18 protein-coding genes are annotated in these 24,635 nt (G+C 42.2%); 14 read left to right on the top strand and 4 right to left on the bottom strand.

The window, feature by feature from the left end; genetic code table 11:
* Nucleotides 1-43: 43 nt before the first annotated feature.
* Nucleotides 44-850: an EcsC family protein gene (locus ACIZ62_RS06300; RefSeq protein WP_414151494.1), complete on the bottom strand. Its 807-nt coding sequence runs from the start codon at nt 848-850 to the stop codon at nt 44-46.
* 199 nt (nt 851-1,049) lie between these two features.
* Here ACIZ62_RS06300 and ACIZ62_RS06305 point away from each other — a divergent pair, with 199 nt between their 5' ends.
* Nucleotides 1,050-1,253, top strand: coding sequence for a CsbD family protein (locus ACIZ62_RS06305; RefSeq protein WP_111887480.1), 204 nt, complete (start codon nt 1,050-1,052; stop codon nt 1,251-1,253).
* A gap of 58 nt (nt 1,254-1,311) precedes the next feature.
* On the opposite strand, the gene ACIZ62_RS06310 is transcribed toward ACIZ62_RS06305, so the two are convergent.
* On the bottom strand, nt 1,312-2,745 hold the full coding sequence (locus tag ACIZ62_RS06310) for a GBS Bsp-like repeat-containing protein (RefSeq protein WP_414151495.1): 1,434 nt from the start codon (nt 2,743-2,745) through the stop codon (nt 1,312-1,314).
* A 1,000-nt stretch (nt 2,746-3,745) separates the two neighbouring features.
* Between ACIZ62_RS06310 and ACIZ62_RS06315 the strand changes: the two genes are divergently transcribed.
* Entirely contained in the window at nt 3,746-5,017 is a 1,272-nt protein-coding gene (locus ACIZ62_RS06315) for a hypothetical protein (RefSeq protein ID WP_414151496.1), read from the top strand.
* A gap of 705 nt (nt 5,018-5,722) precedes the next feature.
* Here the strand turns inward: ACIZ62_RS06315 and ACIZ62_RS06320 are convergent.
* Nucleotides 5,723-6,787 (bottom strand): diguanylate cyclase, encoded by a 1,065-nt coding sequence (locus ACIZ62_RS06320; RefSeq protein WP_414151497.1) that lies wholly within the window; start codon nt 6,785-6,787, stop codon nt 5,723-5,725.
* A gap of 360 nt (nt 6,788-7,147) precedes the next feature.
* On the opposite strand from ACIZ62_RS06320, the gene ACIZ62_RS06325 reads away from it, so the two are divergent.
* The 3 genes from ACIZ62_RS06325 to ACIZ62_RS06335 all read left to right on the top strand — a co-directional run bounded on the left by ACIZ62_RS06325 (nt 7,148) and on the right by ACIZ62_RS06335 (nt 11,255).
* Nucleotides 7,148-7,960 (top strand): DUF4391 domain-containing protein, encoded by an 813-nt coding sequence (locus ACIZ62_RS06325; protein ID WP_414151498.1) that lies wholly within the window; start codon nt 7,148-7,150, stop codon nt 7,958-7,960.
* A 267-nt stretch (nt 7,961-8,227) separates the two neighbouring features.
* A complete protein-coding gene (locus ACIZ62_RS06330) occupies nt 8,228-8,542 on the top strand; it encodes a hypothetical protein (protein WP_162624446.1) in 315 nt (104 codons plus the stop codon).
* 55 nt (nt 8,543-8,597) lie between these two features.
* Nucleotides 8,598-11,255, top strand: a complete 2,658-nt coding sequence (locus tag ACIZ62_RS06335) for a DEAD/DEAH box helicase (RefSeq protein WP_414151499.1) — start codon at nt 8,598-8,600, stop codon at nt 11,253-11,255.
* Here the strand turns inward: ACIZ62_RS06335 and ACIZ62_RS06340 are convergent.
* Nucleotides 11,252-12,079 carry a metallophosphoesterase gene (locus ACIZ62_RS06340; RefSeq protein ID WP_414151500.1) on the bottom strand — a complete coding sequence of 276 codons (828 nt, stop codon included), beginning with the start codon at nt 12,077-12,079 and terminating at the stop codon, nt 11,252-11,254. The two genes, ACIZ62_RS06335 and ACIZ62_RS06340, sit on opposite strands and share 4 nt — an antisense overlap.
* 229 nt (nt 12,080-12,308) lie before the next feature.
* On the opposite strand from ACIZ62_RS06340, the gene ACIZ62_RS06345 reads away from it, so the two are divergent.
* The 9 genes from ACIZ62_RS06345 to ACIZ62_RS06385 all read left to right on the top strand — a co-directional run bounded on the left by ACIZ62_RS06345 (nt 12,309) and on the right by ACIZ62_RS06385 (nt 24,634).
* The gene (locus ACIZ62_RS06345; RefSeq protein WP_111887472.1) at nt 12,309-12,806 is read left to right on the top strand and encodes a MarR family transcriptional regulator; all 498 of its coding nucleotides are present in this window, start codon (nt 12,309-12,311) and stop codon (nt 12,804-12,806) included.
* 91 nt (nt 12,807-12,897) lie between these two features.
* A complete protein-coding gene (locus tag ACIZ62_RS06350; protein WP_322518931.1) occupies nt 12,898-14,070 on the top strand; it encodes an ArsA family ATPase in 1,173 nt (390 codons plus the stop codon).
* Between the two features lie 89 nt (nt 14,071-14,159).
* Nucleotides 14,160-14,405, top strand: coding sequence for a hypothetical protein (locus tag ACIZ62_RS06355; RefSeq protein WP_111887470.1), 246 nt, complete (start codon nt 14,160-14,162; stop codon nt 14,403-14,405).
* A 42-nt stretch (nt 14,406-14,447) separates the two neighbouring features.
* Entirely contained in the window at nt 14,448-15,608 is a 1,161-nt protein-coding gene (locus ACIZ62_RS06360) for an ArsA family ATPase (RefSeq protein WP_414151501.1), read from the top strand.
* A gap of 289 nt (nt 15,609-15,897) precedes the next feature.
* Entirely contained in the window at nt 15,898-17,127 is a 1,230-nt protein-coding gene (locus tag ACIZ62_RS06365) for an aminopeptidase (protein ID WP_414151502.1), read from the top strand.
* Nucleotides 17,128-17,162: 35 nt separating this feature from the next.
* Nucleotides 17,163-19,061: a phosphate/phosphite/phosphonate ABC transporter substrate-binding protein gene (phnD, locus tag ACIZ62_RS06370; protein WP_414151503.1), complete on the top strand. Its 1,899-nt coding sequence runs from the start codon at nt 17,163-17,165 to the stop codon at nt 19,059-19,061.
* Between the two features lie 73 nt (nt 19,062-19,134).
* On the top strand, nt 19,135-21,039 hold the full coding sequence (locus ACIZ62_RS06375; protein ID WP_414151504.1) for a lectin like domain-containing protein: 1,905 nt from the start codon (nt 19,135-19,137) through the stop codon (nt 21,037-21,039).
* Between the two features lie 246 nt (nt 21,040-21,285).
* Nucleotides 21,286-23,934, top strand: coding sequence for a cation-translocating P-type ATPase (locus ACIZ62_RS06380; protein ID WP_414151505.1), 2,649 nt, complete (start codon nt 21,286-21,288; stop codon nt 23,932-23,934).
* A gap of 139 nt (nt 23,935-24,073) precedes the next feature.
* Complete coding sequence (locus ACIZ62_RS06385; protein ID WP_322518925.1) at nt 24,074-24,634, top strand: RNA polymerase sigma factor; 561 nt, start codon at nt 24,074-24,076, stop codon at nt 24,632-24,634.
* Nucleotide 24,635: the final 1 nt, after the last annotated feature.

Genomic DNA, 24,635 nt, shown 5'->3' on the forward strand with positions numbered 1-24,635 from the left:
TGTTTGTCTGGGATTTGAACCTTATAAACTAGTTATACATTCGTTATCGTTGAGATTTTATTTTTCTAAGCAGGTACCGTTTCTTATACTTGATCCGGGCGTATGTGCCGATTTTGTTGATCATAAAAGGATTGACCACACCACCGATGACGCCCACAATCGGCAGTCCCTGGATAAATTTGGCGGTCAGCAGGGTGTTGGATAAAATGTCGGAGGTTTCCTTCATAACTGCTTCTAAATCAATACTGGTTTGTGTTTGGGCATCGATATGCTGACCTAAGTGCTCAATTTTTTTGTCATAGGCTTTTCGCCGGTCTTCTTTAGTCATAGCAGCACAGATTAAATAAAGCAGGTATGCTTTTTCTGTTTTGGAGGTGTATGAAAAACCATAGGACAATGCGATTTCATTAATGGTTTTGACGATGACACCAAGAAACAGAGGGATATCAGGGAGTCCAATTCCCAGTAAACCAAGAACGCTACCCTCTATGGCAGCAATGGATTCATTGATCGTTTTGGAATGCTTTGATGATTTATCCAGCGTTTTGAGATGTTTTTTTCGCATGTATTTTTCAATGGCGTAATTACTTAAATCATAGTCCACCGCGATTTTTTCTTTATTAATTGTTTTTTCGATAATGGGGCTTCCTTTTTCAAAGACCATATGAAACCCCATATAGAAAGCCGTATCCAGGGTTGATTGTAATTTATCAGGTATTTTCGCCTGGATCTTGTTAACCACAGGGGTGAGATTTGATTTACTAAACTGACTTTCAGTTTGATTTAGAAACTTCTGTTCATGTTTTTCAAGAATTGTCATCTGTTTAGATAAAATAAGGTCTTTTTTCATTTTTAAGAGCTCCAATCGATCGATTTATAAACTAGCATCATTCTATCATGATTTCTTTAATAAACGCTGTGATAGAAACAGATAAGTATTATTGATCATAAAGAGAAATTACTTAAAAAAAAATTACAAAGCTTAAACTTGTTTAGACTCGTTTAGTCAGGGTAAATAATAAAGTAACAATATTTTAAGGAGGAAGAAAATGAATAAAGACATATTTGAAGGAAAATGGGAACAGATGAGAGGCGAAGCTCAGAAAACCTGGGGGAAACTTACCAATGAAGATCTGGAAATTGTCAAAGGTGATGCAAAAATTCTGGTTGGAAAACTTCAGGAAAAATACGGGATGACCAAAGAAGCCGCTGAAAAAGCCATTGAAGATTTAAAAGGAAAAATTAAAAAATAGGATTCTTAAATAGAGCCAAAAACAAAAGCACCCCGATTCGGGGTGCTTTTGTGATTATTTAATGATTGCTTTGAAAAGCCCGTATGGTGGCTCCTGGTGCCGGTGAACCGGTCGGTACGACGATCACTTCGATGGCTTCAAGCCGATAGCCGAAGCCTTCAGTACCAGAACTGCCACCGTTTTTAGCCCAGTCCAACCAGCCGACATTCTCGGCATGAACCCGGTAATAAACGTCGTATCGATAGGCATCAGCACCGGTTAGGCGGATCTTAATTGCTTCTAATCGTAGCCCCTGATTGGTGGTGCCGCTGACTTCCGGTTCGTGTTTCCAATCTTCTTCCCAGCCAATGTTCTGGATATGGGTGCGATACTCAATGCCGAGATCATACCCCATGTTATCTAATCGAATGCCAATGGCTTCTAGACGTTTGGACTCCCCGGAGGTGCCACTGGTTTGACCGTTTGTTTTCCAATCCTGCCAGAAAATGTCCTGGATATGGGTCTGATAGGAACAAGTTATGCTTTTTTGTGCCGAAAGGCTTAACGCTGTAGCAGAACTATTTCCGGCTTTGTCATAAGCATAGACATGAACCGAATAGGTTCCAAATTCATTGTTATGTTGGCTGTATAAAACCCGGAAAGATGCGGTATTGCCACTTATTGAAGCGCGATGCCAGATAATATCATCCTGACCGTTTGCATCGGTCCAGGTTGGGAAATAAACAGAATCGATTCCCGAATCAGTATCGGTCACGTCACAGGTGATCGTAAAGCCGTCATCATTGACATCAGTGATCCGAGCATTAGTTATTGTTGGCGGGGTGGTGTCTGGGGGGACTTCCGGATCAAAATCATCAATATAGATATAGCCCTGGAATCCACCCACAGAGACGGAGTCCTCAGAACCGGCAGTGAAGGTGTTGGTGTAAAAGAACGAGCCGCTCCAGGATGATTCTGAAACAGTGACCCTGTTGCCTTCAATTTTTTCAACAACGGCAACGTGACCATATGAATTGCCGTCCCAGCACAGAATTGCTCCCAGTTTTGGCGTCGTTCCGTAAGGATAGGCACCGCTGTTTTGGTTATATCCCCAGAACTGATTGGCATTACCGTTGCTTAATCTAGGTTTGCTTCCCAGGATCTCATAGGCTCGTCCCCAGGCATAAGCGGTACAGTTTGGCATACCGTAGCCGGCGAGATAAAAAATGTTTTTGGAAAAAAAATAATCATTGTCCGTTGTTGGGGCGGTAAGTCGCGGGGAGAACACCGCTGAAGTGCTCATTGATCCATCTAAATAGGCTTCGTCTGGCCAACCTGGATCCGGGGCAACATCACCGGGGAGCATCTCCCGGGTTTCCACAAGTGGTTGGGCATCGAGGCCTGTGATCGCAGCGCCTTCGACAGTGGTTTCCTCAGCCAATGCAGCAGAAGGAAAAATCCCCAATGCCAGAGCAAAAACAATGCATAAAAAAATACTTCTAACAAATTTCATTTCCAGTATCCTCCTGGTCAACAAATTTTTGGTTTATCGTAAATTCGTTCTTAATTATCGTATTAATTCGTATGATTAGGAACAAACGTCTTAAGTTTTTAAATATACTTTTTTCAGATACAATTTGTTACTTAAATTTTACACTCTTATTATAAATTTTGCAATCATTCTTTTAAAAAAAATACGAAGATTCAACCAAGCAATAAATATTTTTGTTCCACTGTGTTTTATTAAAGAGAGAATCATAGATAATTAGGTAAGAATCGGCCAATTTTTACATTGTGGTTATTATTGTTAGAAAAATCAATACAAACATTTACAGCTTGTCTATTTACTTATGCGAATAAAGTGATATACTATAAATAAACCAAAGATCAACCTAATCCTTTTCTTGACTCAATGATTTCGGTTATTGAATCATAGACGGTCGCACGACTCACCAGTAAAATAAAAATTGCCAGGGTTAGCTGAGAAAATTAGTTAATGGACAATTGATTCTTTTATGGGCAGTGGGAAAAATTTGAATGAGAAAACAGATTGCTCCGAAATGAAGAACGGATGAAACCTCAAAGACATCAAACAGAGATAGCCAAAGATCATTGGGTATCAAGAAAAACCATTCGGTGAAGATGATGGCAGTATGATTTCTGAATGAAGTGAATGAGTTAAACAGATCCATTCTAAAGAGTAAGATGATTCCAAAAAGTTGGCGGAGTTTAAAAGAAAAGTGAAAAAGAAGATTTTTGGTAAAATCAACAGAAGGAGTCCAAACGGATGACAACAGAGATTTTAGACTAGACCGGTTTTACAGATGAAACTGTAAAATCGGTCTTAGTCTTTTTTGTTAAAAAAATCTTGGTTGCGTCTTTATATTATAAAGGTTATAATAAACTTTAATTGTAAAATTATATAATCCGTCGAGACAGCATTGAATATTTGTTGGTAACTCATGGACCATTCAGTGCAATTATGTATACAAATAGTATCGGAGGAAATTTATTTGCCAAGAGGAAACATAGAAAAATTACTAAGCATTCCAGAAGTGGAAGCTTTTTTAAAAAATAGGGTTATTGGAAATAAAGAATTATTTTTAGGTATTCGAAACGAGAACATCATCTTATATTATTGGGGTAAAAACATGATGGAGCTGATCTATACAGAAGATCAGCAATGCCACGTTAAAATCAGTAAATTTTTTATTGATCGAACCGCATTTTGCGGACTGAAATTCACCCAGAAAGCGGATGTGATGATCTTTCCTTTTAACCAGGAATTTGTTTCCGCCTTTGTTGAATCTTACCCGGAACTCAAAGAAAATGTCGAAAATGCCCTGGTTGAAAGTGCTCCCATTGAAGCAAAAGCCGGGCCACTGGGACAAAAATATCAGGGGATCATTGCCTGTAATAACAATGCTAATCCGGATTCGAACTGGTACTGTGTGGATTTAAACTACGCACCTGAAGCCACCTCGTTGGGCCGACTGGATATGGTTGCTATTTCTAAGGTTAAGCAGAATGGAAAGCACGAGATGGTGCTCATTGAATGCAAATATTCATGGCAAGCCTATAAATCGGGGTATCGCAAAAACCTTTACAACAACAAGAAAAATAAAGGGTATTATATTGAAGCCAATGCACTAAAGACCAAGGCGACCGCTAAAGGTCAACAGCATCGTCGACGGTTTGGCTGTAAATATGATGAAAAGAAGCAGCAGATTGTTGCTTATGAATTCGGATCAGGTATCACCGGGGACTTTTATAATTATTCTCAATTCCTCTTTACCGACGGCGGGAAACGGGTAGAGGATTTAAAAGGGGAGTGTTTTGATATTTTAAAGGCCCGGAAAAATCTGGGTTGTTTTGAAACAAACGACCAGATTGGGTCCGAATTGCTACAGCTCATTGAGGGAACCAAAGAAGCTTTTACAAAAACTCTTGCCGATCATCCGGCATGTGTTTTTCTCACCGTGGGGTGTGGCGACTCGACGGAAAAAGCAGAACAGGCGATGACCTCTTATCTTCGTCCAGGTCCAACCAACACAGCCGATGTGTTTAGCATCACCCAGGACAAATGGGTGCTTTGTCACAATAATGGCAAGGGCAGAAGCCGTGCTATTGCCCGGGATCTCAGCTTGGCTGAAGCGTTTCCGGAAGCTTTTGAAGAACGGGTTCGGTACTTGTTCACTCGAAAAATTGCATTGGAAAATTTAAATATCATTGACCATCTGGATGCGAGCAGTGCGAGCGAGTTAAAGATAAAAGTATTTAAATAAAAATTACTCATGGCGATAAGAAGGATCGTCCAAGTATTGACTTGGACGATTTTTTTTAGATAACGTGTTTGCTGGCATCCAAGTAGTTGGTAAACAACTAAGCAATTGTTTGGCGCGAAGGCTATACAAAAAATATACAAACGTTTACAAAAAAAACTGTTTACAGATTAGAAAAAGGTGTTATAATAGAGTTAATCAAAGATCAACTGATCCTATAAAAGTAAATACGAACCGACGCCCTTAAAGATAATTGAGATAACTCAGATCACCTAAAGACTGGTTAAATTGATTAGATTAAAGAAAACAGATTGTTATGAAATTAAGATAAGAAGGTCACCTCACAACGAATTAAATGAACGATAAAAGAAAAGTATGAATGAAAAAAGAAAAGTTCTCACGGTTTCTGAAAACCACATCCAATGAAAAAAATTGGAAACGAGAAAATGTTCTTAGATCAAAGATGCCAAGTAAAGAATCCAGTAAATAATGATCAAGTGAGAATAAAACGAATCGGATCTTAAAAGTAAAAACATCAAAAAGTTGGCAAGATTTACATTTAGTAGTGAGAAGAAGAGAATTGATGAAAAAATCAGAGGAGGAATCCAAACGGATGACAACAGAGATTTTGGACTAAGCCGATTCTACAGGTAAAAGCGTGGAATCGGCATTAGTCTTTTTTGTGGTTGTTTTTAATTGTAGCAACGGTTAGGATGCACATTGAATTTGGTTTCGCCCCTTTTCTTTGGCACTATAGAGGCTTGCATCAGCGGCTTCAAACAAGTCAGTTTTACTCATGTTGGGAGTAAACGGGACAAAGCCAATGCTCATGGTTACCACTTCGTCCGGCATGGTTTCAAATACCGCTGTTTCCAGATCGATGCGAATTTGTTCTAAAATGGAGAGACAGGCTTCGGGTGATTTTTCGGTAAAAATAACTGCAAACTCTTCACCGCCATACCGGGCCGCAAAATCATTGGCTTCCAGGTTATCCAAAATAATGGTAGCAGCAGTAGAAATAACTAAATCCCCGTTACAATGGCCCTGTCGGTCATTTATTCCTTTAAAGAGATCCAGATCCATCAGCCCCAACGAAAGGTCAAAGGGCTGATTTTTACATTGATAGACCAGTTCTTCGAGATATTCATGAAAGGTTTTATGGTTATATAAATTAGTGGCTAAATCCATTTTGGTTAGTTTTTCCATATAGATATTTCGATATAAGAGTTCTTTTTCTTTTTCAACGGATACAACCATATCGGTATAAACTACTGAAAATCGTTTTGTCAATTCCCGCGATAAAAAATAAGTGCTCACCAGAATAGCGGCAAAAGTGGTTAGTTCAATAACTGACATAACAGATAAGGGCGGGAAAAACAGTTTCATCGCGATTAACACAACCAGTGTCAAGCAAAAGGTAAAATCAATCAATTTAAGACTCAGAAAAAAAACCGAAATCAGCATGGGCATTAAGAAAAGTGCCAACATCACATAAAAAATGGAAGAATGAACGACAAACAAAATAGTAACAATAGCCTGGGTTCCGATCACAATATAGTAGCGGATGGCTGGAGCATGTGATCGGATCTGCCACTTTAGAATGAAGAGAATTAAAACTTCAAGAACAAATGGCAATAAAAACCGTTCTAAAAAAAAGGTTTTGGTATCTAAACTGGAAAAAAACATGTTTATAAGTGTCACCGATGATGAGACCCCAATGGCAATCCATAGGTAAGTAAGGATATGCGTATGCCAGTTTTTTTTAGAATTCAAAATGTTGACCTCCTTTATAGATTTATCTTAGCCAGGACATTTAGGCAATGCTTGTGGAGCTATTTTTCACTTCGATAAAGATATAACTCGTATTGTAACACTTAACGAGACAAAATTTCAAGATAATTGAAAAGATAACTGTAAATGGCTGAAAAGCTTGAGTGAATATAAGGGTAATGGAGATAAAGGAATATAAGTTTACAAAAAGAAAGAGTGGACGGGGTCTCCGGGTATTAATCTGGGTATTATTGTAAAGAGAGAGTAAAAATAGCTAAGGGTTTTGGAATGATTGTCGATTACATAACTAGTAAGATCACGACTCATTGTGAGCAGTGAATACGATTTTGAAAAGGAGATGCTATGATTGACTTACCTAAAACCACAAATGTGTATAAACAGATGCCCAAAGAACTTTTTTACAAATATTTAAATAGTGATCCCATCTCTAAAAAGTATTTCATTGATGAAATCAGAAGCATCAACTGGATCAACACCCTTTCATCAGAAACGATGTCGATACAGAAGGGGAAACGGATTACTGAAATTGCAATTGTCGAGATATTTTTAAACCGCCAAGCCATCAACACCAAGATCATCGAGATCATAAGCAGAGAAATTGACCAATATGCTATCTTTATCGTTAGATACGAAGAATGGGGACAGTTATGGTGTTGTGATTATCAGTCTAACCCTCAGGAAGATCGCTTTCACTGTCAGAATTACTATCAGACAAACTGGATGATCACTGATGATTTAACCTTGACGATTGAGGGTTGGAACCTTGATCTGATTTATGAGAACCTTTTTATGCAGATTGAACCCTTTCCAACCAGGGCTGAGAGCAGCGATCAACAAGCTGATGATGGTGTTGGAACAGCAAAACAACTCGGAAAAAGCGAACAGTTGGAAAAGCTGGAAGTGGCCATTAAAAAACTGGAAAGTCAAATAAGAAAAGAGCTGCAGTTCGGTAAACAGGTGAAGCTGGCGACAGAATTAAAAACTGCTAAGGACAAAGTGCAAAAAATAAAGCAGTCAATTCATATTGAAACCCACCAACCTAAAACCGAAACGGCACAAGAGGAAACGTCAGAAACAGTACGGTCTTTTTTCCCCAATGTATATATGAAGATGCAGAATCGAACCGGAAATCGCATTGATTATTCGTTGATATAGAATCGATAAAGATTGTAAAAAAAACACTCATTATGAGTGTTTTTTTGGTGTACCCGAAAAGGAGTAGCGGTAAAGATTAGTTATCGTATCAGCACGTTTTAAAGGCGCCCTGCGGATTTGATAACGTTTTATTAAGTTGCAGATTGGAACCGGTAACTGATATAATAGAAAAAATGAAATGACATTGGATGAGAGACCATGTTAGTCAAAAAATTACGATGTGCAATGTTTTTCTTAGTTCTAATTGTCATAAAAATAGGAGTAGCGATGTTAAAACGAATTAAAAACATAAAAGGAATCGGAAAACGCGTCAGAGACATTAATGTTTTGCTGAACCGCGAAGGGTTTTATCTGCCCTTGAATGATAAGCAGATAGAGTTGTTCTTCAGAAGTTTAAAACAAGAAATGACGACTGCCGACTGGAATGATGAAGAGGGCAATAAAATAAGGTTGGTTTTTACACCTCAGATTATTAATGAGAACGGTTATGAAACAACCCTCAACGTCATCGCGGTAGAATATTACACCATTGAGCAAATTGTCGAACAGATCCGTAGACATCTTCACGCCCAAAAGAAATAATCATAAGAATTCAAAAGCACCATGAGATTGGTGTAAAATTAAAAGGAAGACGACAATGACAGACTATATTGAATTAATTGCCAGCTTTACCAAGGATGACTTTATCTTAGATTATGAATCGGTGGCAAAAAAAGGGTTCACTAAAGATAAAAGGCAGTTTGAGCAGGCATGGCAAGCCCAATTCAGAGCGAATAAGGATCGGACCCTTTTTTATTTTGGATTTGTTAGTGATCCGGATTTTCTTTCGCCGACGATGGCTTTTCTTTATCAAATTAGCGAGAAATTTATTCAAAAGATTGCCAAACAGCCGGATTTGGAGTTATCCAGGGAAGACGTCGAGCTCAGCTTGACTGCAGATGAAATCGAAGAAATCCGCAAAATAATTCCCTTTGGAAATGGCATGGCTCATGTTAACGATGGATGGATTAGAAACATTTGGGAGCGCCTCACCGATGTTTACGGTGAAGCAATTATGAGCTATCCGGGTACAGTAGCAGCGTTTTTAACCGAGCATCACGCGGGGATAAATGTGGCTGGGCGAATCTTTTTTCATCTGGTAGAGAATAGTGAAGAGAAGCGGTACCCCTTTGCTTTTTTAGCCACCTATTCCACCAAACCCGAGGACGGCAAAAAAGCGGTGCATACGCCCCTGAAAAATGCCCTGCGGGAATATCAAAATCAACCCGAAAAGCTGATTCAACTGCTGTCTACCGTTAGCCGGGTGGCCGATGTCAGTCGGTTTATTTCGGACCTGATGGAAAGTGGGGCGTTGTTTTCACCACTAAAACTAAGTGCCCGAGATGCCACGGTTTTTTTAACTGAAATCCCCCTTTACGAAGAAGCCGGGATCATGTGCCGGATTCCCAACTGGTGGCGCAAGAAAGCTAATCAGCTAAGGCTTAACCTGTCCGTGGGGGAAAAAGAACCGGCAATGGTGGGGATGGATGCTATTTTGTCTTTTAAGCCAAACCTCATGTTTGGAGATTCCGCTATTTCCAAGGCCGAGATTCAGGGGCTCTTGGCAGAAACTCAGGGATTGGCCCTGATTAAAGGAAAATGGGTGGAAATTAATCATAAACAGTTGCAAGCTGCATTAGAGGCCTTATCAAAAGCTGAATCACTGGCTGACCAGCAAGAGCTAACTCTGGCCCAGGCCATGCGCTTGGAACTCGGTTCGGGAGAATTGCTGGGAATACCGATGACCGACTTGGAAGTTCATGTGTCAACCGGGGATTGGCTCCGCCGGGTGACGGCAACCATGGGCAATCCTCAGACTTTGCAAGGGCAAAAGCCGGAACCCGGTTTCTGCGGAGCGCTACGACCCTACCAGCAAACCGGTTACGATTGGCTGAAATACATGGTCGACTTGAGGCTGGGGGCCTGCCTGGCTGATGATATGGGGCTGGGTAAAACCATCCAGATCATTGCTCTGTTAGAACACCTGCGCAGTCATCAGGGGGATCGGGTATTGTTAATCTTGCCGGCATCTCTGATTGGGAACTGGGAAAAGGAAATCAAGAAATTTGCCCCAGAAATGCCGGTCAGGGTGTTGCATGGGATGGCAGTTGCCAAAGATCCAAAAGCATTTCTGGCAACACCTGTTTTTTTAACCATCACCACCTATGGCATGGCAGCACGGGTAACAGCGCTGCGCGAAATCCACTGGGATCTGATTATTCTGGATGAGGCTCAGGCTATTAAAAATCCCGGTACCAAACGAACTAAAACCATCAAGGCGCTCAAGGCCAAAACCCGAATTGCCATGACAGGAACCCCGATTGAAAATCACCTATTGGATTTATGGTCGCTTTTTGATTTTCTCGATGGTGGACTGCTGGGAAGTGCTAAAGAATTCACCGGGTTTACAAAAGGCTTAAAAAAGGATCCTACTGGATATACTAAACTGCGAAACCTGGTCAATCCTTTTATTCTGCGCCGCCTAAAAACCGATGCTGCGATCATCTCGGATCTGCCGGATAAGATTGAAATCAAAGAATATCCGGTGCTGTCGAAAAAGCAGATGGTGCTCTACCAGAATCTGGTTGCGGAGCTGTCAAAGAAACTGGCAGAATGCGACGGGATTGCCCGCAAAGGTCTGGTTTTATCCAGTATCATCAAACTCAAGCAGATCTGTAATCACCCGGATCAGTATCTGGGTCAGGATCTTTATAAGCGGGATCACAGTGGAAAGTTTGAAATGCTGGAAAGCATTTGTGAAACCATCTATGAAAAGCGGGAACGGGTGCTGGTGTTTACCCAGTTTAAAGAACTGACCGCGCCCTTGGCCCGGTTTCTGGAAGAAATCTTTCACCGTCGCGGGCTGGTGCTCCACGGCGGTACCCCGGTGGCTAAACGAACCGAACTGGTGGAAGCCTTTAATGGGGAAACCTATATCCCCTTTATGGTGCTGTCGCTAAAAGCTGGTGGGGTTGGTCTAAATTTGACGGGTGCCAATAATGTTATCCATTTTGACCGCTGGTGGAACCCGGCGGTGGAAAACCAGGCCTCCGATCGAGCTTTTAGAATTGGTCAGACTCGTGATGTGATGGTGCATAAATTTATTACCGTCGGTACCATTGAAGAGAAGATTGATATTATGATTGAAGAAAAGAATCAGCTGGCTGGCGATATTATCAAGGCTTCCGGTGAGGGCTGGATCACTGAGCTGAACAATGAACAACTGCTGAGATTATTAAGTTTAGGTGGAATCTAGGGACTGACCTCAATGGCGACAATTTCCGGGACGTTCATAAATCGAAAGGGTAGTTTGGTCATTCCGGTGCCTTTGGTAACAAACAGACTGGTTTGACCCTGGTTGCCAATAACAAAAAGACCCTTTACATATTTTTTTCCGTTGGCTGGTAAAATCATTTCGGTTAAATAGGGAAGCGTAATCTGTCCCCCATGGGTATGCCCAGCTAAAACCAGTTGAACGGCATCGATGGTCATCTCATCCACAATATCCGGCTCATGAGTTAAGAGAATATTATAGCTGTTTTCAAGGGCTTCATCAGTCAGGTCTATATCCGGGTTGCCCCGGTAGACATCATCCAGACCAAGAAGACGAACGTTGAGTTCAGGTATATCCAGCCAGTCATTAACCAGTACCTCAAAGCCAGCGGCATTCATCAGATCTTCATAATTGTAGTTATCGATTAAGGCGTATTCATGATTTCCCATAACAGCGACCTTGCCATAGGTGGCATTGATCTTTGAAAGACCCAGGGAAATTTCTTCAGGATTGACAGAGAAATTTTTAGTAGAACCAATCAGATCGCCGGTAAAGATAACGAGATCGGGGTTTTCGGCGTTTATTTTTGCAACGATGCGATCAAGCTGATCATTGTCATTAAATTCGCCCAGGTGTGTATCGCCGAAAAAGACAAGTTTAAGGGGGGCCTCTAGTTTGCTGTTTTCAAGCTTTTCACGATTAACGATTAAGAGGCTTGGTTCAACATAACGGGAATAAATATAGCCACCCACAATAATTGTGGTTAGTGTGATGGTGGTGATCAGTAATAATTTTCCTAATTTCATGGGTACTCCTTTTGTATTCAGTGCATTATAACCTGTAATCTTTAAAGGCTCTTTAAAGAACAGAAGCGTTGTCCTCTTTTCTGGCATTGCTGACAAATTAAATCGACAGATCACCGTAAAGATTGAGTAGAACAAAAAAAAATGGCTTGACAACGTAATACTTCGGATGTAGAATTAAATTAATTCGAAGAGCGAAGTACTTTGCAAATAGAAAAAAAGGATAAATTAAATGGACAATGGCTTTAACGGTAATCTTGAAGCAATGATTTTTGAATATATCGACAAAATAAAATACTTGTTATCCTCGGATATCTGGGGAAATGAAATTTTTAATTGTTCGAAAAATGAAGTGTTTGTGCTACTACTCTTATATCGACGAAATGATGTGAACATGACCCAGATTGCCGACTACCTCAATGTTCCTTTAAATACGGCCACCGGAATTGTCGCCCGGATGGAAAAACGGGACTTTTTAGTCCGCGAAAGAAGCTCAGAAGACAAGCGGGTAGTCACCATAAAACTTACCAAGGCTGGTAGAGCAACGATCCGGGATATTCTTAATGAGATGATCCGTTACGGACAACTGATAATGGACAGCTTTACCCGTGAGGAAGTTCAATTGGTCTTCAAAATGGTAGATAAGGTTATGGACACCCTTAGTCAAGACGCCAGTAAGACCGCAGAAAAACAAACTAAGCCAAAAATCAGAAAGATCATGATTGAATAAGACCGCTGCCCTCGGGCAGCATTTTTTAGAAGATATACTTCGGACAACGAACTATTCGACAAGTGAATTATAAAATGTAGAAGGAGAGCAAATGAAACGAATACTAATTTTTACCGGCAAAGGTGGGGTAGGCAAAACCAGTGTGGCTGCTGCTCATGCCCTCAAATCGTCACAGGAAGGCAAAAAAACCCTGATCGTCAGCACCGATATGGCCCACAATCTGGGGGATCTGTTTAATGTTCCAATCGGAAAAGAGGAAGTCGCGGTAGCCAATAATCTCTATGCTCTGGAAATCGATCCCAACTATGTGATGGAAAAAGATTTCAAAAATTTGATGAGGGCTTTTAGCAACATGATTGGCTCGATCAACCCAGAAGGTGGTGACATGGATGAATTCATAATGATGCCAGGGATGGATGAACTGTTCGCGCTTTTGAAAATCCAGGAACTATATGACAATAGCGATTATGAACGGATTATTGTCGACTGTGCCCCCACTGGAGAAACCCTGTCATTGCTTAAATTTCCCGAGCTGATGTGCTGGTATATGGATAAGTTTTTCCCCATCGGGAAGGTGGCAGTGCGAATTTTGTCCCCGGTTTCAAAATCATTATTCAAAATACAACTGCCCGATCGCCACGCCATGAGCGACATTGAAACGCTCTATGTTAAACTGATCGAACTTCAGGAGTTGTTAAAAAACAAAGAAGTATCCTCGGTACGCTTAGTGACCATTCCCGAGAAAATGGTGGTGGAAGAAACCAAGCGAAACTATATGTATATGAAACTTTATAACTATAATGTCGATGGCATCTTTATCAACCGGATCCTGCCCCGTGAAATCGGTAACCCCTTTTTCGAAGAATGGATCAGCATCCAGAAAAAATACATCGCCGAAATTGAAACATGTTTTGACCAGATTCCTAAATATTATATCCCCTGGTATGACACTGATCTATTGGGACTGGATGCCATCAATCGGATCTGCGATGATGTCTTCGCAAAAAGAACCGATTTGTTTGAGATCAAGGCAGATATCGAAGGTGAAAAATACGAACAGACCGAAACGGGTTATGATCTGAAACTCTTTTTACCGAATATTACCAAGGATGAGGTGGCGGTCAATTTGTCCGGGTCGGACGTCATTGTTAAAATCGGCAATTACAAACGTAATATTCCGATGCCCAATACCCTCAGAGGGATGGAAGTCACCAGTGCAACCTTTGACCAGAGTACCCTGGTCATTGCATTTCAATCGTATTAAATAGCGTGCGATGAGCTTAGCTGTTTACGATAAACTTCAAAGCAAGTTGTGTTCGATTAAGATTAAAAACAATAAGGGAGGTCTACAAAATGAACCGTGAATTTATTAAAAATGTAATCCTGGCAAAGCAATACGAACGTGATGCTTTCTTGTCGCTGCTATCGCCGACTATCGCCCAACATGTTCAGGTGATTGAAAAAGAAGTCAAAGGAATGATCTTTGACCTCGCCAAAGAATGGGCTTTAGATGTAAGCAGTGCGGTAAACGACGCCGAGAAAGAAAAAACTGGCGAAACCGATGGTGAAAAAAAAGTCAAAAAAGTTACTATTGATTGAATGAATCGATAAATTAGTCGATTAAATAAAAGGGAGAAGACAATGCGAATTATTTTATATACAGGCAAAGGCGGTGTCGGCAAAACCAGTGTGGCCGCCGCAACGGCGGTAAAGCTGGCCAAAGATGGTAAAAAAGTGCTGATTATGAGTACCGATCAGGCTCATAGTCTATCCGATTCTTTTGGCGTAAAACTTAAGAATACCCCAGTTAAGATCAGTGATAAGCTCTGGGGCCTGGAAATTGATGCCATCCTGGAAGGTGAACGAGCCTGGGGAAATATGAAAAACTATATGAAGGAATTGCTGACAGCCAGAGCGGAAGGGGGAATTGAAGCAGAGGAACTGCTGGTCTTTCCAGGGCTGGAAGAATTATTTTCGCTGTTTAAAATCACTGATATTTATGAAGAAAATCGGTACGATGTATTGATTGTTGACTGTGCACCCACTGGGGAAACCCTGTCGCTGCTTAAATTTCCGGAAATGTTTGGCAATATGATAAAAACCGTGCTGCCGATGAAAAAAAAGGCGGTTAAGGTGGCTGGTCCGATGATGGAAAAAGTCATGAAAATCCCGATGCCCGAGGACAATGTATTTGATGATGTGGAGCAATTAAATGAAAAACTCTATCAGCTTCAGGCGATTATGACCAACAAAGAAACCCTCAGCATTCGTATCGTGACGACTCCGGAGCGGATTGTCATAAAAGAAGCTAAACGAAATTTTACCTATCTTCACTTGTATAACTATAATATTGATGCCATCATCGTCAACAAAGTTTATCCGCCAAAAGCATTAGATGGGTATTTTAGCAAATGGATAAATCTTCAGGAGGAGGGACTAAAGGAGATTCGCGAGAGCTTTTCCGAGGTGCCGGTTTTCACTCTGATGCTACTCAATAAAGAACTCGCCACCGAAGCCATTCTTTTAGAAGCAGCCGAGCAGATTTTCGGCGATACTGATCCCGCGGCGGTTTTATTTAAGGATACAATCTTTGAAGTGAAGAAGGAAGAGGACGGCTACGCTTTTATTTTAAACGTTCCTTTTGCCGAAAAATCAGATCTTGATATGGGCCAAAAAGGTAGCGAACTGATGATTCAGATTAAGAACGAAAAACGCTGCTTTACCTTGCCGGATGTACTCCGTAACAAAACGGTTCAAAGTGCCCGATATGAAGAGGGAAAACTGCGGATAAAATTTGCGTAAAGGGAGGGTTTACAATAGATTAAATGAAACTTTTAATGATATGGACAGCGAAAAAGGGCAATCGTTGACAAATTGCTCCCAGTTTAAGTAACAATAAAGCGTATTTCACAAATTTTTCTTGTTTCTTTATTTGATGAAAGTGATATAATTTTAATATAACACTCGAAAAAAGAAAAAATACAAATTTTACAAAAATGAATGAGTTGCGAGTTTTTGTAGCCGGGAATTGATGTCTTGCAGCAAACAGCGCAGGCATCTTATAGCGAGACAAGAAGAAAAGAGGAACTAAATGGACCATATGGAAAAATTAAGGGAATACGCCCGACTTGTTGTCCGAACTGGAGCGAATGTGCAGAAAGACCAATTGGCAGTGGTTAATTGTTCAGTGGAGAATTTTGAATTTGGTCGGATGATTGTTGCCGAGGCCTATAAAGCTGGGGCTAAAGATGTAATCGTCTTCTGGAATGATGTCAGAACCAGCCGACTCCGTTTTGATAATGTAGGTCTGGATGTTTTGGGAAATATCCCCAATTGGCTGGCAGAATCCCGTAATTATTATGCCAAGCAGAAAGCGGCTGTTATTTCTATTGTTGGCAACGATCCGGAGGCTTATAAAGGGGTCGAAAGCGAAAAACTCAAAACCAGCAGTAAGGCCTCAGCTAAAGCGTTTGAACCTTATTATAAAAAGATGATGAACAGCGAATTCCAGTGGTGTGTGGCAGCTGTTCCTGAGACCAAATGGGCAAAAAAAGTCTTTCCTGAGCTTTATGAACAGGAAGCCATTGCGAAACTTTGGGATGCCATCTTTGATGCTGTGCGCATCGGTAAAGGCGATGTCGTCAAAGCCTGGAATGACCATAAGCTATTTCTCGCCGAAAAATGCCGCGTTCTTAATGATGCTCATTTTGATGCACTGCGTTATAAAAACAGCCTTGGCACGGATTTTACAGTCGGTCTTCAAAAAGAGCATATCTGGGAAGGTGGTGGTGAGCTTACGCCAGATCAGGTATATTTCTTTGCGAATATGCCCACTGAAGAAATTTTTACCGCACCGGATTGTCGATGGGCTGAAGGCACCCTGGTTTCCTCCTTGCCGCTTTCTTATCAGGGAAATCTCATTGAGGATTTCAGCCTGACTTTTCATGATGGCGAGGTGACCAACTATCAGGCCCAAAAAGGTGAGGAATATTTAAAGAGCCTGATTGAAACCGATGAGGGATCAAGGCGATTGGGGGAAGTGGCGCTGGTACCCCATGATTCACCCATTTCTAACACCGGAATTCTTTTTTATGATACGCTGTTTGATGAAAATGCCGCCTGTCATTTTGCCCTGGGGGAATGTTATCCAACCAATATCCGGGGTGGAGGAAAAATGACCAAGGAAGAACTAATTGCTGTCGGCGGGAACCAGTCGGATACCCATGTGGATTTTATGATTGGCACCAACGATTTGGAGATTATCGGCATCACCAAAGATGGTCAGGAAATTCCCATTTTCAAAAATGGTAATTGGGCGTAAAATGTCATCACAAATTTAAGAAACGGAGATGGATCATGGAAGAAATTAAAAATGAAATCAATTTGGGAAATATCCACCAGGAAGTCAAAACCATTGTTCAAACCTCGGAAGAGCTGAAACAAAATATCATGACCCTGGAAGAAAGTTCGGCTCAGTCGGTCGAGATCTTAAACGAAAACAAAGTCACCATCAACAGCATTTATAATTTACTCACCGCCATGGCAGAAAAAGAAGAACCTATCGAAGACGAGGAAAAGGATAATGTCAACAGTGAACTTTTTTCACTGCTGGAGACCATGGACTTCGATATTAAAAAGCTGAGCTGGTTTTCCGAAGAAAATGTCAAAGTCTTTAACACCATCGTCGCCCAGGCTGATGAAATTGCTAAACTGAGTGAGGAAAATGCCGCTAGCACCTATGAAATCAATTCAGAAATCAATAATTTTACCCAGGTTTCCAACAAGCTTCAGGGGAATATTGTCCGAATCGAAGAAAACTCCAGTCATTCAGTTGATATGCTGAATCAGAATCGATCCACCATCGAGAGTATCTCTGATCTGCTGCTGGATCTTATTGATGGGGTGAAGCAGGCCTCAGGTATTAATACCGAATTGGACGGCTCGTCCAAACAGATCAGCAAGTTTGTCGATTATATTAAGGATATTTCCCGACAGACCAATCTTCTGGCTCTAAATGCCAGCATTGAGGCTGCCCGGGCCGGAGCCGCCGGTAAAGGATTTTCAGTAGTGGCAGAAGAAATTAAACGGCTATCTGACAGCACCGCTACCTTTGCCACCGAAATCGAACAGATTGTCAATCAGGTCATTGTGGAAGTTGATCGTTCCAATAAATCCATTGAACGGTGTACCATCCGAACCAGAGATATTGAAAATGCTGCCCAGAAATCCGGCGCTGTCATCGAAGAAATTCAGAAAGTACTGATTGAGTTAAACCACTCCATGAATGAAATCAAAGAGATTTCCAGTCTCCAAGTGAACACCTCCCATGGCATTCAGTCCTCCATCGCCAAGGTGTCCGAAGCGGTGGATACCACTCACCGGGTAACCTCCAATACGATTAGCACCATTGTGACGCAAAAGTCAAAAAATATTGAGTTGTTGAATTACTGCACCAAGCTTTCAGAAATGGCCAGTAGTGTTCAGAAACTCACTGCCAAAAATAAAAATAAGAATGAAATTATTTTTGGGGTCAATCCTTTTACTTCGCCGGAAAACATTAAAACCATGTACGTGCCGATCTTAAATGCGGTCTTCAAAAAAATCGGCTATAACGTGCGTACCATGATTGTCAAGGATTATGATGCCCTGAGTGAAGGCATGAAGGAAGGCATCATTGACGTGGCCTGGTTCTCTCCCTTTGCCTATGTCAATGCCCATGAAAAAATCGGTATCGAGCCATTGGTAACCCCAAGAGTCTATGGAAAGGTGTCTTATAATGGCTGTATTATTACCCGCAAAGACAGCGGGGTTAGCAGTTTAAGGGGATTAACAGACCGAAGCTTTGCTTATGTGGATGAGGGTAGCGCTTCGGGATACCTCTATGCTCAGCATAGTATTAAATCTGAAGGCCTGAATCCCAAGACGATTTTCAGTAAGACGTCTTATCTGGGTAGTCATGACAGTGTAATTAAAGCGGTACTGTCTCGGGAATATGATGCTGGAGCCACTTATAACGAAGCCATGGAAGAGGCACAAAAAAGCGGCGTTAACCTGGATGAGCTCCGGATCATTGCGAAAACCCCGGACATCCCCAAGGATGCGATTGCCGTAAATCCGAAATTGCCAAAAGAATTTTCGGATCTTTTAAGACAGGCATTTGTGGAGTATGTGAAAGCACCAAATATCAAATCCCCCGTGGAAGGCTTTGTGGAAAGTGATGATGCCAAATACGATGTCATTCGGGAAGTTATGTAGGGTGTTAAAAAGCAGGTGAATCGGGTATAATCTTTTTGATAAGAAAAGCAAATAACGAGAAAGAGGAGCGAAAATGAAAAGAAATTTCAAGCGATCACTGTCATTGTTACTAGTAAGCCTAATGTTGACTGTTTTAATCCCAAGCGGGGTCTGGGCTTTGGAAGAAACCACTGAGCCAACAGTGGCGCCCTTAAATCCGGGTTTTGTCCAATACCAGGAAGAGGTCAAGTCGGGAACGCTTAACACTTCCACCTTTGATGGCCATTCTCGGGGACATATCCCACCACCGCTGGAACGCTATGAAGGAACAGTTGATGAGGCCACAATAACCCCATCGGCCACCCTCCCAGCCGCCTTTGATCTCCGTGACACTGGTCGTATCACAGCGGTTCGTGATCAGGGCGATTATGGCAGCTGCTGGGCGTTTGCCAGTCTGGCTTCCCTGGAATCCTATTTAAAGAAAGATACCACAGTGGATTTTTCAGAAAACAATCTGATGTGGAATAGCGGTTTTGACGGAACCGCTGATGAAGGTGGAAATTATACCATGGCGACTGCTTATCTGGCGCGTTGGAGTGGTCCGGTCAGTGAGAGCAGTGACCCTTATGATACCCCGAAAAAAACGGGACTATCGCCAATTTATCATATCCAGGAAGTAGTCTCGATCCCAAAATTACCATCAGTGATCAAGCAGGCCCTGATTGATGGAGGGGCACTTTATACCTCGTTACACTATGGCCAATTGGATAGTGAAGAATACTACAACAGTGAAAATGCCTCTTTTTACTACGATGGCGAGGAAGAATCCGATCATGATGTAGTGATTGTTGGCTGGGATGACAATTACAGCCGCGATAATTTTAGTAAAACACCTGAAGGTGATGGCGCCTGGATTATCCGCAATAGCTGGGGAGAGGACTGGGGTGATGGTGGCTATTTCTACTTGTCTTATTATGACACCTATGCCGGCAGCAATGTGACAGCCTTTCATAATGCTCAGGCAACCGATAATTACAGCCAGATTTATCAGTATGATCCATTGGGTAACATTTCAGCTATGGGTTATTCAGATGATGATCAAACGGCTTGGGGCGCCAATATCTTTACGGCAGCTGCCAGTGATAATCTGACCGCTGTGAGCACCTATGCGTTAACACCCGGGACAACCGCAGAGATCAAGATTTATACTGATGTGAACGATAACCAGCCATCCAGTGGGACTTTGCGAACCACCCAGACGGAAACCTTCGTGCAGGGAGGATATTATACCATTGATTTGGATAATCCAGTGGGGTTGGTGGCTGGACAGAAATTTGCCGTGGTGATCAAATTTAGAACCCCGGGAACCAGTGAGTCAGTACCCGTAGAAAGTCGTTTTGAAAACTATAGTAGTGCAGCCAGCGCGAATCCTGGAGAAAGTTTTACCAGTAATACCGGAACTGGCGGTTGGTATGACACGTCAAAAAAAGCTGACAGTAATGTTTGTATTAAGGCCTTTACTCAAAGTCGGGACAGCTTTGCTAATTGTGTTTATCGTACCCATGTTCAAAATGTAGGCTGGCAGAATTGGCAAAGTAACGGCGGGATTAGCGGCACATCCGCCCAATCCTTGCGGCTGGAGGGAATCGAGATCAAGACAGATAGCAGTGGCTATGATCTGGGGATTGAATACTGTACCCATGTGGAAAACCTGGGCTGGCAGGATTATCAGAGCAATGGCAATATGAGCGGAACTTCCGGCGAATCGCTGCGGCTGGAAGCAATTAAGGTCAGGTTAACGGGTCGTGATGCCAATTTGTTTGATGTATATTATCGGGTTCATGCCGAAAATGTAGGCTGGATGGATTGGGCAAAAAATGACAAGGAAGCTGGCACCGCAGGATTTGGTTACCGCCTGGAGGCCATTGAGATTCAGTTACGACCAGCCGGGTCGGAGGCACCAGGTACCACGACACAACCCTATCTGGAAAACAATTGACAGAAATTCACAACAAAAAAATCCTGGTGTATTATCTTGACAAAGATAATACGCCAGGATACAATGAAAAAGTTATGAGGGAGTAATTTGCGCAATTTGCGTGATAAGTCAACATGCATGGTAGTAAATACCTGGCTTATCTTAATGAGTGAGACTCATGTACAGTTTTCTGTGCTTGGGTTATTTTTCCAGGTGTAGATGCATCTGGCTTTTTTTATGCAAAAATTAAACTTTGAGGGGGATTGAATGAAGACGTATTTACAAACTTCAGAAGAAGTGCTAAAGGAGTTAAACTCCGGAAGAGAGGGGCTTTCTCAGACCGAAGCCGGAGAAAGACTCGTTAAGAATGGGAAAAACAAGTTAGACGAGGCGAAGAAGGATTCATTGGCGAAACGGCTCTTTAATCAATTAAAAGATCCGATGATTGTGATCCTGATTGCGGCCGCCATTATTTCGGGGATCACTGCCGCTTATTCAGGAGAATCCTTTGGCGATGTGATTATCATTATGGCAGTGGTGCTAATCAATTCGATACTCGGTGTTTATCAGGAAAGTAAGGCAGAAAAAGCCATCGAAGCCCTTCAGGCGATTTCCGCGGCCACCTCACGGGTGATCAGAGATGGCAAAATCCAGGAAATTAAAACCGAAGACCTGGTAGTCGGCGATGTGATTCTGTTAGAAGCCGGAGACTCAGTGCCGGCGGATGCCAGACTGCTAGAAAGTGCCAGTCTAAAAATAGAAGAAGCTGCCCTGACCGGTGAAAGTGTCCCGGTTGGGAAAGTGATTACGGCCCTCAATCTGGGAGATCAAAAAGATATTTCGCTGGGGGACCGAAAAAACATGGTTTATATGGGTAGTGCTGTGGTTTATGGTCGTGGTTCAGCAACGGTTGTCGCGACTGGAATGAAAACCGAAATGGGGAAGATCGCCGAAGCCATTACCCAGGCCAAAGAACATGCTACGCCGCTTCAACTTAAGCTTAACCAGTTAAGCAAGGTGCTAAGCTGGTTGGTATTGGGCATTTGTATTTTTATCTTTGCTCTGAGTCTGGTGCGGTTGTATCTGGGCGAAGGAATTACCGGTATTGGCGTTCTTAATACCTTTATGGTGGCGGTATCCCTGGCAGTTGCTGCCATTCCCGAAGGTCTGGCGGCGGTGGTCACCATTGTACTTTCCCTTGGTGTAACCAATATGGCCAAAGAAAAAGCGGTGATCAGGAAACTAACCGCTGTTGAAACCCTGGGTTGTACTCAGGTGATTTGCTCCGATAAAACCGGAACCCTGACCCAGAATAAAATGACAGTTGTGGATCATTTCGGTTTTGATGAGCAACTTTTGGGTAAAACCATGACCCTCTGTAATGATGCCTATTTAAATGAAGAGAATAAAGCTGAAGGAGAGCCTACTGAAGCCGCTCTGGTCAATTACGGTTTTTCGCTGGGGTTGAAAAAGGGCGACCTGGAAATAAAGACCCCTCGAGTCGGAGAAGCACCCTTTGACTCTGGCCGAAAACTGATGAGTACGCTTCACAAAATGGAAGATGGTACTTTTACTCAGTATGTTAAAGGCGCTCCGGATGTGCTGATTTCCCGCTGCACCGCCTACTGGGATGGCAATGTTCAGCGACCCATTACTGATGATATCCGTCAAGAAATCAAACAGGCCAATAAACACTTAGCAGATCAGGCTCTCCGGGTGCTTGCCGCTGCTTTTCGTGTCTGGGATACTATGCCGGAAGATCAGTCACCGGATTATCTGGAACATGATTTGTGCTTTGCCGGTTTAACTGGTATGATCGATCCTGTTCGACCTGAAGTCAAAGATGCGATTGCTCAGTGCAAGTCGGCAGGTATTCGTCCAGTGATGATCACGGGTGATCATCGCGATACGGCCGTTGCTATTGCTATCCAACTGGGGATTATTGTTGATCCCAAGGAAGCCATCACCGGTGCCCAATTGGATGAGATCAGTGAGGACCAGCTAAAAAAAGATATTGGTAACTACTCTGTGTATGCCCGGGTACAGCCGGAACATAAGGTGCGGATTGTCAAAGCCTGGCAAAATCAGGGGATGATTGTGGCCATGACTGGCGATGGCGTTAACGATGCACCATCGATTAAAACCGCCGACATTGGTGTGGGGATGGGGATTACTGGCACTGATGTGACGAAAAATGTCGCTGATATGGTACTGGCTGATGATAATTTCGCCACAATTGTCAATGCAGTGGAGGAAGGTCGCCGTATTTACGACAATATCCGCAAGGCCATCCAATTCTTACTGTCATCAAATTTGTCCGAAGTGATTGCTATTTTTGTCGCCACCCTGTTGGGGTTTACAATCTTAAAACCAGTTCATTTGCTCTGGATTAATCTGATTACGGACACCTTTCCAGCCATTGCTCTGGGCATGGAAGGTGAAGAAGCAGACACCATGAAAAACCCACCCAGAGAATCGCAGGAGGGTATTTTTTCCCGTGGCCTGGGCGTGGATGTGATCTGGCAGGGTGCGATGGTTGCACTGGTTACCGTCGCCGCCTATTTTGTGGGACACTACTTAGAAGCTGGGGTCTGGGAAATTGCCGAAAGTGCCGATGGTATCACGATGGCGTTTTTAACCTTGTCAATGGCAGAAATGTTCCATTCTCTGAATATGCGTAGCCGACGCCAATCAATTTTTAAAATGAAACGCCAGAATAAATTTTTGTTCCTGGCCATGGTGGTATCGCTCGTTCTGACAACAGCGGTTATCTTCATCCCACCCATCGCTGCTGCATTTGAATTCGAAGCAATTAGTCTGACCGAATACTTTGCCGCCATGGGTCTGGCAGTGCTCGTGATCCCAATTGTTGAAGTGGTAAAATTCTTTCAAAGAAAAAAGCAGCATAAGATTTAATGATAGCTTACTGATAAGAGGCCAAAGTAAAGTTTTTTTACTTTGGCTTTAAAAATTAAAAAAAAATAATTATTCTTGGGAAGAAAACGCGGGCTTCATCCGTTATATAGATAGGCAGAAAAAATTGAGGTGATAATTATTGAAGGGAAAAAAAGAAGGGGAAGCTGATGATGCGCTGATTAAAAAGTATTTAGTAACCGGTAATTCCGGTTATTTTGAGCCCATTGTCGAGCGATATGAGCGATTTGCCTATGTCTATGCCTATTCTCTGCTTAAAAACGAATTTGATGCACAGGATGTGGTTGCAGAAAGTTTTTTAAAAGCGTTTACTAAAATCAGGCAGTATCGGCTAGAGAGCAGTTTTAAAAACTGGTTTCTGAAAATCGTTCATAACGAAGCTTTTACTCTATTACGAAAAAATAAGACCATGGTTTATCTGGACGATCAGGAAAATGGTGAAAACTTATTTACTGATGAGGCCCTGAGTTATGATAACATCGATTCCCTGGATTTTGGGGAAATGCAAAAATCTCTGGATCAATTACCGCATGCGTTAAAAGCGGCGGTGATCCTGCGGTATTATTATGATTGGGATTATAAAAAAATCTGCGCATTTTTAAATATCCCCATGGGAACCCTATCTTCCCGGCTGAACCGGGCCGGTAAAAAACTTAGAAACTTATACAAAGGAGAGATGTAAC

The organism is Acetobacterium carbinolicum, assembly GCF_047456275.1.
In the GTDB taxonomy this organism is placed as follows: Bacteria; Bacillota; Clostridia; order Eubacteriales; family Eubacteriaceae; genus Acetobacterium; species Acetobacterium carbinolicum.